This window comes from Streptomyces sp. NPDC001933 (assembly GCF_042890955.1).
GTDB lineage: Bacteria > Actinomycetota > Actinomycetes > Streptomycetales > Streptomycetaceae > Streptomyces.
Map to the genome: position 1 here is coordinate 13,958 of NZ_JBIASS010000041.1, position 13,654 is coordinate 27,611.

8 protein-coding genes and 2 pseudogenes are annotated in these 13,654 nt (G+C 67.3%); 6 read left to right on the plus strand and 4 right to left on the minus strand.

Features of this window, described 5'->3' with window-relative positions; translation table 11 throughout:
• Positions 1-7 precede the first annotated feature (7 nt).
• Positions 8-1,399, minus strand: coding sequence for an NAD(P)/FAD-dependent oxidoreductase (locus tag ACFYY7_RS42005; protein WP_388670661.1), 1,392 nt, complete (start codon positions 1,397-1,399; stop codon positions 8-10).
• A complete protein-coding gene (locus ACFYY7_RS42010; RefSeq protein WP_388670664.1) occupies positions 1,396-1,623 on the minus strand; it encodes a ferredoxin in 228 nt (75 codons plus the stop codon). The genes ACFYY7_RS42005 and ACFYY7_RS42010 overlap by 4 nt, the downstream gene beginning before the upstream one ends.
• 435 nt (positions 1,624-2,058) lie before the next feature.
• Between ACFYY7_RS42010 and ACFYY7_RS42015 the strand changes: the two genes are divergently transcribed.
• Complete coding sequence (locus tag ACFYY7_RS42015) at positions 2,059-2,898, plus strand: SDR family oxidoreductase (protein WP_388670667.1); 840 nt, start codon at positions 2,059-2,061, stop codon at positions 2,896-2,898.
• 119 nt (positions 2,899-3,017) lie between these two features.
• Here ACFYY7_RS42015 and ACFYY7_RS42020 read toward each other — a convergent pair whose 3' ends face one another.
• The gene (locus tag ACFYY7_RS42020) at positions 3,018-4,853 is read right to left on the minus strand and encodes a glycoside hydrolase family 15 protein (RefSeq protein WP_388670670.1); all 1,836 of its coding nucleotides are present in this window, start codon (positions 4,851-4,853) and stop codon (positions 3,018-3,020) included.
• A gap of 438 nt (positions 4,854-5,291) precedes the next feature.
• Between ACFYY7_RS42020 and ACFYY7_RS42025 the strand changes: the two are divergent.
• The 5 genes and pseudogenes from ACFYY7_RS42025 to ACFYY7_RS42045 all read left to right on the plus strand — a co-directional run.
• Positions 5,292-5,720, plus strand: a pseudogene (locus ACFYY7_RS42025) (IS5 family transposase); the annotation flags it as partial.
• 921 nt (positions 5,721-6,641) lie between these two features.
• Positions 6,642-7,099: pseudogene (locus tag ACFYY7_RS42030) on the plus strand (Dps family protein).
• A gap of 84 nt (positions 7,100-7,183) precedes the next feature.
• Entirely contained in the window at positions 7,184-7,870 is a 687-nt protein-coding gene (locus ACFYY7_RS42035) for an alpha/beta fold hydrolase (RefSeq protein WP_388670673.1), read from the plus strand.
• Positions 7,871-8,535: 665 nt separating this feature from the next.
• Complete coding sequence (locus ACFYY7_RS42040) at positions 8,536-9,639, plus strand: low temperature requirement protein A (RefSeq protein WP_388670676.1); 1,104 nt, start codon at positions 8,536-8,538, stop codon at positions 9,637-9,639.
• Positions 9,640-10,040: 401 nt separating this feature from the next.
• Positions 10,041-12,827, plus strand: a complete 2,787-nt coding sequence (locus tag ACFYY7_RS42045) for an AAA family ATPase (protein WP_388670679.1) — start codon at positions 10,041-10,043, stop codon at positions 12,825-12,827.
• A 48-nt stretch (positions 12,828-12,875) separates the two neighbouring features.
• On the opposite strand, the gene ACFYY7_RS42050 is transcribed toward ACFYY7_RS42045, so the two are convergent.
• Complete coding sequence (locus ACFYY7_RS42050; RefSeq protein ID WP_388670682.1) at positions 12,876-13,079, minus strand: LuxR C-terminal-related transcriptional regulator; 204 nt, start codon at positions 13,077-13,079, stop codon at positions 12,876-12,878.
• Positions 13,080-13,654 lie beyond the last annotated feature (575 nt).

A 13,654-nucleotide genomic window follows, 5' to 3' on the forward strand; every position in this document is an offset into this window, starting at 1 on the left:
TTCCCTCCTATCGTTGCTGGAACGCAGCCGTGACGCGTCGCTCACTCGGGTCGTGGCCGGTGACGACCACAGTGGCGCCCTGGGCGAGCAGGACGGGGCCGGGGAAGTCGACGGGCACTGGTTTCATGTCGGCGGGCTGGTCGGGCGTGGGACAGGGAGGTGGGAAAGGTGCGGCCGTCTCGATGAGCCCTCGGTAGTGATCCAGCCACTTCGCGTTGTTGAAACTCACTGCCGCGGTGACGCGGCCCCGATAGCCGTATGCGGCGACGAAGCGGTGGTCGGGCACCGATCCCTGGGTGACGACCACCTCGTCAGCGAAGGTCGGCACGCCGACGGACTTGATATTGACGCCGAACTGGATCGACCAGAACCGCGGTATGGACAGGTGGGGCCAGCGGTCCGCCTGGGCACTGACCATGTTGTGCGCCGCGACCTGGGCCTGCTCCACGGCGTTTGCCCAGTGCTCCAGCGAGATGAGTCGGTACTCGTAGATCGGGTTCGGGCAGCGTGCCACGTCTCCGGCGACGAAGACGTCGTCGGTGACCAGGCCGTTGAGGTCGAGAGCGCGGCAGCCCGTGTCACAGGCGATTCCCCAGACGCCCGCCGCCAGGCCCGAGTCTCGCAGCCACTCGGTGTTGCGGATTCCCCCGAGTGCCACCACCGCCACGTCGGTGTCGATCGTGCTGCCGTCGTCGAAGTGGGCACGGCGCAGCCGCCCCTGCGCGTCACCCTCCAGTCGGGTCACCTTGACGCCGCAGCGCAGGTCCACACCGTGAGTGCGCTGCAGGTCCGCAGCGACCTCACCGATCATGGCGCCGAGTGCCCCGACCAGCGGGGCCGGCGCGAGTTCGGCGACGGTCACCGGGATGTTCCGTTCGCGGCAGATGGAGGCGATCTCGGAGCCGGTGAACCCCGCACCGATGACCAGAACGCGGGAGGGCTCGGCGGTGAGGGCTCGTTGTAGGCCCTCAGCGTGTTCGCGCGTGCGCACGACGAACACGCCGTCCAGAGCCGCCTCGCTCTCGACGAACCAGGGCCGGGCCCGAACTCCGGTGGAGATCAGCACCCGGTCGAAGGGAACCTCACGTCCGTCCGCAAGACGCACCTGGTTGGCCGCCAGGTCCAGCCCGCTGGCGGGCACGCCCAGCAGCCAGTCCGCATCGATGTCACGACGGCGCGGTAGCTCGGTGTTCCCGGCCGGCACCCACCCGGTCAGTACCTGCTTGGACAAGGGAGGCCGGTCGTAGGGCTCGCCCAGCTCATCGCCGATCATGGTCAACGACCCGGCGAAACCCTCGTCGCGCAGCGACTCCGCGGCCCGCAGCCCCGCCAGTGACGCCCCGACGACCACTACGCGGCCATCGCGCTTGAACGCTTGCAGATTTTCGGCACTGGTCATGACGGCGACTCCTCCGCCGACACGTCACGGCCCTCCAACTGGTCGACCAGAATTGCTTGGACAGGGCAGGCTGCTGCGGCACGCAGCACCTGGTTGCGCCGGGCGTCATCGGGGTTCGGGTCGTACATCAGCGCTTCCTCGCCGTGCATCCGGAACGCGTCCGGAGCCAGGAAGGCGCACTGCGCGTACCCTTCACATCGGGAAAGATCAACGACAACTCTCATCCCGACCTCCACAGGGACTGCAACTGCGGGCCCGGAAGCCGACGCCATTCCGGCGCGCAAGGCGCGAGACGGCCGAAGATTAGGGATCTCGCCGTTGCCCACCTCCGCGGACTGCGAGGGGGCACCGCGCTCGTCGGGTCGTCGCAGAAAGATTTGGTTGCGCGTACAAGGCGACCGGTCGGTAAAATCGTTGGATATCCAGATCTTCCTGCCAAACAGCCTATCCCGGGCATACGTCGCCCGCACTCCGTGCAAGGGATGTCCTGCCGAGGGTGCCGGGCTCATGTCCCCCAGGCTCCCGGACCCGTTCGGCTGACCGGCGCAATCTGCCCGCGCCCGACGTGTGGCCTGAGCTTTCGGATGGTTCGGTGTCGGCAGGAGTCGGACCGACTCACACGAGGCCGTGAGGTCAGCCAGTCGAGGAGGAGAACCGGTGTGAGCGTGACTCAGGGAGCCCCTCAGGGCGTCATTCCCGCGCGTCTGCTGAAAGGCCAGAAGGCACTCGTCACCGGCGCGAACTCGGGCATCGGCAAGGCGACGGCCATCGGCCTGGGGCGTGCCGGAGCCGACGTGGTCGTGAACTACGTCGCCGGGCGCGAGGATGCCGAGCAGGTGGTCGAGGAGATCTCCGGGTTCGGAGTGCACGCGGCGGCCTACGAAGCCGATGTGTCCCAGGAGGACCAGGTCGTCGCGATGATCGAACGGATGGTCCAGGAGTTCGGGACCATCGACATCCTCGTCGCCAACGCCGGGCTGCAGCGCGACGCCCCGTTCACCGGGATGACGATGGCCCAGTGGCAGAAGGTGCTGGACGTCAACCTCACCGGCCAGTTCTTGTGCGCTCGGGAGGCGACGAAGGAGTTCTTGAGAAGGGGAGTCGTCCCCGAGGTCTCGCGAGCTGCCGGGAAGATCATCTGCATGAGCTCGGTGCACCAACTCATCCCTTGGGCCGGCCACGTCAACTACGCGGCCTCCAAAGGTGGCGTGCAGATGATGATGGAGACGCTCGCCCAGGAGCTCGCACCCCACAGGATCCGGGTCAACGCAGTTGCTCCAGGTGCCATCAGGACTCCCATCAATCGCAGCGCCTGGAACACTCCCGATGCCGAGAAGTCCCTGTTGCAGCTGATTCCTTACGGGCGCGTCGGTGATCCGGAGGACATCGCCCACGCGGTCGTCGGGCTCGCCTCGGACCTCATGGACTACGTGGTGGGCACCACGCTCTACGTGGACGGTGGCATGACCCTCTTCCCTGGCTTTGCCACCGGAGGGTGAACTGCGGCGTCGCGACCTCGGGCGGCACCCTCTGTCTCGCCCGGCACGCGGCAAGCGCGCCGTTCGCCGTGCATCCCGATGAAGATTCCTGTGTTCCCAGGAGTGCCCTTGACCTCGGATCAGCGGAACCGTCGTCCTCGGTCACGCTGTTCGTCAAGGGCGTCGTCCAGGGTGGTGGCGGCCATGATCAGCGACAGATGCGTGAAGGCCTGCGGGAAGTTGCCCAACTGCTCGCCGCTGGGGCCGATCTCCTCAGCGAACAGGCCGACGTGGTTGGCATAGGTCTGCATCTTCTCGAAGGCATAGCGCGCCGGACGAACCCGCCCGGCGCGAGCAAGAGCGTCCACATAGAGGAAGGTGCAGAGACTGAACGTCCCTTCGGAGCCCCGCAGACCGTCCGGGGAGGCCGCAGGGTCGTAGCGGTAGACGAGGCTGTCCGACACCAGCGTGCGCTCCATCGCGTCGAGCGTCGACAGCCAGCTCACCGTCCTGGGAGCCAGGAACCCGACGCGCGGAACCAGCAGCAGCGAAGCGTCGAGGACATCGCTTCCGTAGTGCTGGACGAGGGCCTGCTCCTTCTCGTTCCAGCCCCGCTCCATCACCTGTTCGAGGATCGCGTCGCGAGCCGCGGTCCAACGAGGAGCGTCGGCGGGACGGCTGTGTTCTCTCGCCAGGCGCAGCCCCCGGTCGAAGGCCACCCATGACATCACCCGGCTGAAGGTGAAGTCCTGGCGTCCTCCACGGGTCTCCCAGATGCCCTCATCGGCGCGATCCCAGGAATCGGCCAGCCAGTCCAGTGTCCGCGCGACATTCTTCCAGCCGTGGTAGCTGCCTTCCATGGCGGCCTCATGCCCCTCCGACAAGGCATAGAGCGCCTCCCCGTAGATGTCCAGCTGCAGCTGATCGGCCGCGGCGTTCCCCACCCTCACCGGATACGACCCCCGATAGCCCTCGAAGTGTGAGAGAACTTCTTCCGACAGCTCGGGATCCCCGTCGACGCGGTACATGATCTGCAGCGGCTCGCCATCGCCGCCCTCCCGGGCCTGGAGGCGGTCGCTCATCCAGTGAGTGAACTGCGCCGCTTCCTCGACGAACCCCAGGTCGAGCAGAGCACGCACGGACAGGGAGCCATCACGGACCCAGGTGTAGCGGTAGTCCCAGTTGCGTTCACCCCCGATCTGCTCTGGCAGACCCATGGTGGCGGCGGCGACGGGAGCACCTGTGGGGGCGTAGGTGAGCAGCTTGAGCGTGATGGCCGAGCGCTGCACCACACCCGGCCACCGGCCGCGGTACCGGGAGGAGCGGACCCAGTCCTGCCAGAATTCCACCACCTCCCAGAACCGTTCCATCGCCTGGCCATGGGTGACCGGCGGCGGGGGCTCGCCATCGGGTCCGCCGACGGTGAACACCGCCGCGGCCACCTGGCCCGACCTCAAGGTCACCGCACCCCGCACATCCGTACCGTCCTGCTGTAGGGGGAAGGTGCTTTGCAGATAGGCAGTGGCGTTCTGTGCCCGGAACGTAGCGGTACCGTCTTGCACGTCGAGCTGGTGGGTGGCCCGGCCGTAGTCGAAGCGTGGACGGCAGTCCAAAGTGAAGCGCACCGTTCCACGCACCGCCCGCACGCCGCGGATCAGCACATGCCGGTCTGTGGGGGTGCCGGTGCGATCCGGTGGCATGCAGTCGAAAACTTCGCCGACCCCGTCCGGCGACATGAACCGCGTCACCAGGACTGCGGTGTCGGGGTAGTAGAGCTGCTTGCAGGTGGTGTTCTGACTTTCCGGCGCGAACAGGAAGTAGCCGCCACGGTCGTGGTCGAGCAGGGCAGCGAAGACACTGGGCGAGTCGAACCTGGGAGCCGGGAGCCAGTCGACGACCCCCTGGGACGAGACCAGAGCAGCGGTTTGCAGGTCACCGACGAGGCCGTGGTCAGCGATGGGCGGATAGCGATCCATGATCATCTCTCCTCCCTGATACCCCTGATTCCAGGGTCCCCCGTGTGCGACGGGATCGCCATCCCTTCCACTGGTCGGGTCTGACGCTGCGCGTATCCACCTCATGACTCAGCGCAAGACGCCGGAGCAGTGACTGGCCGACCACCTCCTGCCCAGGTCTCAGCGCCTGATCCTTGATCGCCGGGTTTCCGTGATCCGGGAGGCGGGCAGCCACAGGAGCCACTACGCCGCGTGAAGGGCAGCTACCCGATCGAGGCAATGAACGTGTGCAGGTCCGGGAAATCCATGACGACGAGGACAGACGGTTGCTGCGGATCATCCGCAGGGGTACGGGCGGGCAGAGCCCGTGCCGGACGGTCGAACAGCCCTTCAGGAAGCCCCCATGCCCGCCACTGGTCTCAGAGGTCGGTGATCTGCGGCTCGGTGAGGCGCAGGCCCTGCCAGACCAGGACGGGCGGGCACCCGGAGAAGTGGCCCCGGCGGGACATGGTCGACGCAATCCGCTACATGGTCGACAGCGGCGCCAAATGGCGGGCCCTGCCCGCGGATTTCCCGCCCTGGGAGACGTGCTACGGGTTCTGCTGGCGGTGGAACCGGGCCGGGATAGTGGCCTTCATCCGCGATCAGCTGCGGCGGCGGATCCGCACCGGCAAGGGCCGCTGCCCGCACCCGGTCACGCTCATCGTCGACTCCCAGAGCGTGAAAGGTTCCTCGACCGTCGGCAGCAAGACCCGCGGCTATGACGCAGGGAAGAAGATCAACGGACGCAAGAGACACATCGCCGTCGACACCCTCGGCCTGCCCGTGATGATCACGGTGACGCCCGCCAGCGTGACCGACCGCGACGCAGCCCGCGAACTCCTCTGGGGTGCACACCGGAATGTGTTGAAGGGCCAGCAGCCAGGGCTGGACGCATGTGTCCTCACAGGTACCCCAGGGATTACACCGGGGGGTTTCCCTGGTACGCGGGCCCTGATCCACAGGGATAGTCGTGCATGCGCCCTTCCCTCAAGGTCTCCCCCGGGATTCAGCATGACGGAGGGTCTCGACAACCGTTCCCGACGCCAGGCGCGGATCGACGAGCGCACCGCAGTCTCCCCGACTCAGAAACGAGGCGCCATGAAGCACAGAGAGACCGAAGCACGGCTCTGCGGGCAGTTATCGCCCATCGCGCCGCACGCGGACATCACCCTCAGCGTCAACGGCACCTCGTACGCCCCCGAGATCGACTCGCACGTCACGCTCCTCGACGCGTTGTGTGACCAACTGCGACTCACCGGCGCGACAAAGGGATGCGACCAACCCACGCCCGCTTCCTGGCGGCGGGCGACGGTCGCCGACTGGCCACTCCGCTACCTTGAGTCAACGGAGGTCGACGAGCGGAGATCGGCACAGGGGCACCGGTCTCCCCTGTCGGCCGGAGTCTGCATCCTGCAGGCATGACACCGGTCGTGCATGAACGACTCATCGGACGGAGTCGCGCAGGTGTGATTCGTCGTGAGGGCGTTCCATGGCTTCGGCATGCAGGTCGCCGCCATCGTCAATCTCGCCATGACCGAGACGTCGCTGCTCCCACGGCTTGGAGCGGACTGCCTCGCCTGGGGCGAGGCCAAATCCGCCGCACTCACCGACGAACTCGCCGTCTGGCTCGGCTCGCCCTGTCCACCAGCTACGAAGTCCCCGCATGACGGATCCTCCCCTGCTGACAGGGGAGGACCAATTCGACCTTCCAAAGCATCCGCCCCTGTGCCCGTATTCGAACCCGTCCCGAGTGAACGAGGAGTCACCTTGTCCGTTATCGCCAGCCCGCTGCCGGAAGCCGACCGCAAGGTCGTCGCAGAGGCCCTTCAGGGCGCTCTGGTAGACCTGATCGACCTGTCGCTGACGGCGAAACAAGCCCACTGGACCCTCTACGGTCCCCGATTCCGCTCCCTCCACCGGTCGTGCAGAGCGCTCGGATGTTCTCCGACTCGGTCGCCGAGAGGGCCGCAGCGCTCGGCATCGCCCCCGACGGACGCGTTGCAGCCGTCGCCGGGAGCAAGGAGGCTCGCGTCTACCCGGCCGGCTGGGTGCAGGACACCAAAGCTGTGGCCGCCCTCGTCGACTTGCTTGCCGCGATCATCACCAGGATGCGCGAACGGATCACCGGCACCGCCGAAGCCGATCCGGTCACCCAGGACTTGATCATCAGCGTCACCGCCGACCTGGAGAAGCAGCACTGGATGTTCCAGGCGGAACGTAACTGAGCTCCGGGCTCTCGCGCACCATCCCTGCGGCTGACGAACGGACCAACTCCGTGACGCCGGCCTCGTTACGAAAGGTAGGCCAGTGTGACAGGTGCGCCTTCGCACCCGACGTTTCTCCTCGTCCACGGGGCATGGCACGGAGCGTGGTGCTGGGAGCGGCTGACGCCAATGCTGCACCACCGGGGCTGGAGGACCAAGGTGGTCGACCTGCCCAGTGCCGGCGGACTGACCGGGATGAAGGAGGACGCCAGGGTCATCCGCGAAGCCCTGGACGCCATCGACGGCCCGGTGATCGTCGTGGCTCATTCCTACGGCGGAATACCGGCCACGCAGGCAGTCGCCGGAGCCGAGAACGTGGCTCGGATGGTGTTCCTTTCAGCCTTCCAGCTCGACATTGGCGAGAGCCTTCTCGACTTCTACGGCATGCCGACCCCTTCGGAACCGAAGGACTACGAGCCTATACCCGACAACCCGATCGCCATGTTCTACGGCGACCTGCCCCGCAACGACGCTGAGGAGGCGGTAAAGCAGCTCGTACCCCAGAGCGGCCGGTCCTTCAGTGATCCCCTCACGGCGGCGGGATGGCACATCGTTCCGTCGACGTACGTCATCTGCGAGAACGACCAGGCGCTGCCCGCTGAGAGCCAGCGCAGACTGGCCGAACGGTCTGACACCCTGCATCGGCTCGCCGCCGACCACTCGCCGTTCCTGTCACGACCGCTCGAACTCGCCGCCCTGCTGGAGGAGATAGCCCTCGCGTCAGGCACCTGATGCCCGGGGACGTCAAGCTGCCGGCATTCGCCCTGTGACCCGGGTGCGCGCGCCTCGGCGCAGGTTCCACTCCGCGAGCGGCCGCAGGAAATTCACCACCTGCTGGCCGTCCGGGGCCAGTTGGTAGCGAATCTCCACCGGCGTGGTGATCGGCGACGTCGGCGAGGAAGGAGATCCGGTCCGTGAGGGCGGACGGGTGGGAGATCAGGGTCCAGGCCTCGATGGCCGGTCGGAGACGCCCGCGGTCAGCGCTCGGTACTCGCCGGAGCGCGCTCACCGACGGGCACGTCCAGCTGGGTGTCTGCGGCTTTCTCAGCGCCTGAAGGAACTTGAGGCGGCGGGCCTCATCGAGCGTCGCCTTGCCACGTAGCCGGCCACCTACGAGCAGTGCGTCCGCCCCGCTGGACCTCATCCGGCAAGTCGGACGCCTGCAGCGAATACGTCGGTCAGTAAATCGACGGGGCCGCGGTCCTCCATGAAGGTCTGGGCCCACAGCGGAATGTGGCGTTCTTGGCGGCCACCAACGGGCCGATACCACTGGCCCCGGCGGCTCAGGCTGCCGTCATTGCACCGAGGGAAAGCAGACTGGTATGAGCAGATCAGGACGGTGTGGAGTGACCCCCGCCCAGAAGCTGCTGGGTTTTTCCGAGAGCAGCGGTGGTCGAGTGACACCCACCGAGCTCTTCTTCGACCTGGTGTTCGTCTTCGTTGTAACCCAGGTCACACACACAATAGAGTCCCACCCGGGGTGGGACGGTCTGTTCAAGGCCCTCCTTCCGCTGGTCATCGTCTGGTGGATGTTCAGCGGGTTCGGCTGGCTCACCAATGCGGTCAGACCTGATGCGCCACGGGTACGCCTGCTGCTGACACTCGCGATGGCGGGCTTCTTCATCATGGGCCTGGACGTGCCGTACGCCTTCGACCCCGAAGGCTGGGCCTTTCCCCTGGCGTATCTGGCCGTCGTCGCCATCCACGGTCTGGTCTACCTGACCGCTGACGCCCCATCAGCACGGCAGGCCATCCTCCGCAACATGCCGTTCAACGCGGCAGCCGGCGTCCTGGTGCTGGTCGCCCCTCACCTACCGGAAGCCTGGGGCTGGGCATGCTGGGGCGTAGCCGTACCCATCCTCTATCTCTCGCCCTTCCTCGGACGTATCCGGGGTTTCATCATTGAACCCCATCACTTCGTGGAACGGCACGCGCTTCTCCTGTTGGTCGTGCTGGGTGAGTCAGTGGTGGCCATCGGGATCGGCGCCGAAAACGCGGACAGCCACACGGTGGACGCCCCTCTTGCGCTCGGAGTGGCGCTGGGTATCGCCGTGGCATCGGGACTGTGGTGGGTGTACTTCGACGGAGACGAGAGCCGGGCCGACGAGGAGTTCGAGAAGGCGACCGAACAGCGTCGTCAGACGCTGGCCTACTACGCGTTCACCGGAGCGCATCTCGTCATGATCATCGGCGTGGTCCTCGTCGCCGCAGGCATCACGAACGCCATCCACCACTTCGACAACCCAGCCCACCGGTGGTGGCTCGGTACCGGCACCGCCGTGTTCCTCCTGGGCCACGCCGCGTACCGGGGCCTCCTGGGCAGCGGCCGGATCACGGACCGCGTCGTTGGGGCCGTGTGCGCGGCGCCACTCGGAACCATGTCATCCATCGCGGGCTGGCTCGGGCTGGCTGCAACCCTCTCCGTACTGGCTGTCATCGCCTCCATCGACCACCGCCTAGCGACGCGAACTACTTACGAGCTGGCGCGTGATAGCCGGTGAGAGAGTCGTCGGTGGTGGGTGACATGATTCGCCCGTGTCGATCAAGGTCAATCGGGTGGTCCTCGCGCATCGGCTGTTCACAGGTGTCTCCCTACGGCATCTGGCCTGCCTGGTGAAGGAGTTGACTCTGCGGTGGTAGGCGTGTGTCGAGGGGCGACCTCGCGCGCGATGGCCACACCAACACCGAGATCGGCACCCAGCTCTTCCTCAGCCCGCCACGTCGAATGGCACCTCCGCAAGGTCTTCGGCAAGCTTGTCATCCGGTCGCTCCGCGAACTGCCGCCTCGGACAGCTGAATCCGCGGGCCTGACGTGGCACGGGCACGTGCCCCATCCCCCGCGACCCGCTGGACGCCGGGGATTGTCGGTAGTTCCTGCCCATGGCATGATCAGGAAACTTTGATGCAGATCAGGCCGCTTTGGGAGCACGAGATGGGTCGCCTAGCCAACGTCCTCGTCGGCCGGAGGGCGGAGCGGGTCGCACTCACCCAGCTGATCACCGCTCTACGGGCCACCGAGAGCCGTGCGCTGGTGCTGTGCGGCGAACCGGGCGTAGGGAAGACGGCGCTATTGGATTTTCTGGCCGCCCAGGCCGTCGGCTGCCATGTGCTGCGCGTGGTCGGGCTGCAGTCGGAAATGGAACTCGCCTTTGCCGGGCTGCATCAATTGTGCGCGCCGTTCCTGGATCGGACGACGGACCTCCCCGCTCCACAACGCGACGCGCTGCGCGTGGCATTCGGGCTGGAAGAAGGTCCGACCCCGGACCGGTTCCTGGTGGCGCTCGCCGTCCTCGGTCTGCTTTCCTCGGTGGCTGGGGAGCAACCGCTGCTGATCGTGGTGGACGACCAGCAGTGGCTCGACCGCGCCTCGGCACAGGCTCTAGGGTTCGTGGCGCGCCGCCTGGCGGCGGACCCTATCGCACTCGTCTTCGGCACCAGGGTTCCTGGGGATGATCTCACCGGTCTGCCGGAACTGCGGATCGCCGGTCTCCCCGAGGCGGACGCACGCGCCCTGTTCGACTCCACACTGATCGGGCCGATGGACCCACAGGTCCGCAATCAGATCCTTGCCGAGGCTGACGGCAATCCTCTCGCTCTACTGGAGCTGCCGCGGGACCTGACCCCCGCGCAACTGGCTGGCGGGTTCGGACTACCGAGTACGACGCCGCTGACCAGCCGTATCGAGGAGAGCTTCCACCGTCGGCTGAGCACGATGCCCGACCAGACCCAGTCACTCCTGCTGCTGGCTGCCGCCGATCCGTCGGGCGACTCGGCTCTCGTATGGCGAGCCGCGGCCCGCCTCGGCATCCCGCAGTGGGCGGCAGGTCCCGCGATCGACGCCGACCTCGCGGAGTTCGGCACCCGAGTGCGGTTCCGCCATCCGCTGCTCAGGTCCGCGGCGTACCGGGCGGGTTCGCCTGCGGAACGCGAGGCCGCGCATCTCGCGCTCGCGGAGGCGACGGACCCGCAGGTGGATCCGGACCGTCAGGTCTGGCACTGGTCCAAATCGAGTGACGCACCCGACGAGGAGATCGCGGCGGCGCTAGAGCGGTCGGCCGGGCGGGCTCAGGCTCGCGGTGGACCCGCTGCGGCGGCCGCATTTCTGGAGCGTTCGGTCCGGCTCTCGCTCGACCCGACGCGCCGTGTGGAGCGCGTTCTGGCTGCAGCGCAGGCGAACCTGCGTGCCGGGGCGTACGACCCAGCCCAGGCACTGCTGGCATCGGCAGAGGTTGCCCCGCTGACCGAGCTGCAGAGCGCACGCGTCGATCTACTGCGCGGATATGTCGCCTTTGCCCGCGGGCTCGGGAGTGAGGCGCCTCCGCTGATATTGAAGGCTGCCGAGCGTCTGGAGCCGCTCGATCTCGACCTGGCACGCGACACCTACCTGATGGCTTGGATGTCGGCCCTGTTCACCGGCAGCCTGGCGACGGGCGGTGGACTGGCCGAGGTGTCCGCCTCCGCCCAGCAACTGCCAAGGTCGGCGCGGCCCGAGAGAGCCGAGCTCGTCCTCGACTCGCTCACCCTGCTGGTCACCGAGGGCCTGTCCGCCGCAGCGCCAAAGCTGCGACTGGTCGCGGACACCTTCACGGATCCCGGTATCCCACCGACGGTGGATATGCGGTGGGGCTGGTTCGCGCAGGCAGCCAGCAGCGCTCTGGGGGACCTGGACACCTGGCGCGTGATGCTGGAGCGACAGGTCGGCGCCATGCGCACGGCCGGCCTGTTCGATTCGTACCCGGTGATGCTGGCGGCGCTTGGCACCGCGACGGCCTGGTCCGGCGACTTCGACGCGGCGGCGGCGCTGGTCACCGAGTCTGAGGCGGTATGCGAGGCGACCGGCACCCAGGCGGCGCCGTTCACCTCAGTGATTCTCGCGAGCCTGCGCGGCGATCAAACGCTCGCCCTGCCACTGATCGAGGCGACCGTCACCGAAGCCACCGCCAGCGGACAGGGCATCGCCGTGGCTTTCGCCCACTGGGCAGCAGCGATCCTGCACAACGGACACGGCCGCTATGACAAAGCACTCGCGGCCGCCGAGCAGGCGAGTTCCGATGCGCCGGGGTTGTACGTGTCGCTGTGGGCGCTGCCTGAGCTCATCGAGGCCGCGGCCAGAACCGGGGCCTCGAGGAAAGCTGAAGCCGCATTGGAGCGGCTCGCGAAATCGGCACAGGCCGGCAGCACTGACTTCGGACTCGGGGTGGAGGCACGCTCCAGAGCCCTGCTCAGCACCGGGGCGAACGCTGAGGCACTGTACGAGAAGGCCATCGACCTGCTGGCCCGCACCAGACTGCGACCCGAACTCGGCCGCGCCCATTTGCTCTACGGAGAGTGGCTACGACGCGAGAACCGGCGCGGCGACGCGCGCACCCACCTGCACGCCGCCCACGACTTGCTGTCCGAGATCGGCGCGAATGCCTTCGCCGAGCGTGCCCGCCACGAACTGCTGGCGACCGGCGAGAGGGTACGCAAACACACAGTGGCGAACACCAGCGTCCTGACCGCGCAGGAAAGCCTCATCGCGCGACTCGCCTGTGAAGGCCGCACCAATCCGGAGATCGGTGCCCAGCTGTTCCTCAGCGCTCGCACCGTCGAATGGCACCTCCGTAAGGTCTACGGAAAGCTCGGCGTTTCGTCCCGGAAGGACCTCAGCTCCGCTCTGAAGCACATCGTGGCTCCGACCGCCCGGTGACCTTCGACAGGATCCGGCCGGTCGAAGGAATCCCGTACGGGCGGACTTTCAGTCGAGCCGTGACGGAGCTGCGGACAGCTCCTGCCGCCAGCCGGTGTCCAGCTTCATGAACACCTTGCGCAGGTGCCATTCGACCGTGCGGGCGCTCAGGATCAGCTGAGCGCCGATCTCTGGGTTGATGCACCGCTCCCCGACGGAGCCGGGCGATAGCCCAGCAGTTCGCGGCGAGTACGCTCGGCGAACGCCGCGCAACCGAGGTCGACGAACGTGTCGTGCGCGGTGTGCAAGCGGGGGTGTGCACCCGTCCTCGGCCCGCTGCTCCCCAACGGCATCGCCGCCGGCCTCACCTTCATGCCTGCGGCCTTACTCGTCGTCGGCGGCGTCGAGCCCGAACACGCCGGGTCGGCATCCGGTTTGCTGCAGACCACTCAACAGCTGGGTGGAGCAGCCGGACTCGCGGTGATCGTGTCCGTGTACGCGACCGGCGCGGTCGCTGGTGAGTTCGTCCCCGGCGCGCGGTGCATTCCTCGCTCCCGCGGGACTCACCCTTGCTGCCTGTCTGGCGGCCATGCTCGTGCCCCGCACCCCGGGCAGGTGAATGAGAGCAGTCGACTCTGCCCTGGCGCGGCCGCCGCAGCCCGCCGAAGACCGAGCAGGGGCATATCGCCGCACGTGACGTCCGGTCCGCTGCGGAAGTTTGACCGGACCCGGACGGTCCAGCCTGCTGTCCAGCGCGTTACTGACTTCGGCGTATTAGGGTCTGTCCGGTCTATCGAGAGCGAGGCCCGTCCCGGCGAGGAATCCGCCGAGGATGCCGTGCCGGTACT

Bases quoted from the DNA above. Each gene is read 5' to 3' on its own strand.
- ACFYY7_RS42005 (WP_388670661.1), bottom strand. From the start codon at position 1,399: ATGACCAGTGCCGAAAATCTGCAAGCGTTCAAGCGCGATGGCCGCGTA.
- ACFYY7_RS42010 (WP_388670664.1), bottom strand. From the start codon at position 1,623: ATGAGAGTTGTCGTTGATCTTTCCCGATGTGAAGGGTACGCGCAGTGC.
- ACFYY7_RS42020 (WP_388670670.1), bottom strand. From the start codon at position 4,853: ATGGATCGCTATCCGCCCATCGCTGACCACGGCCTCGTCGGTGACCTG.
- ACFYY7_RS42045 (WP_388670679.1), top strand. From the start codon at position 10,041: ATGCAGATCAGGCCGCTTTGGGAGCACGAGATGGGTCGCCTAGCCAAC.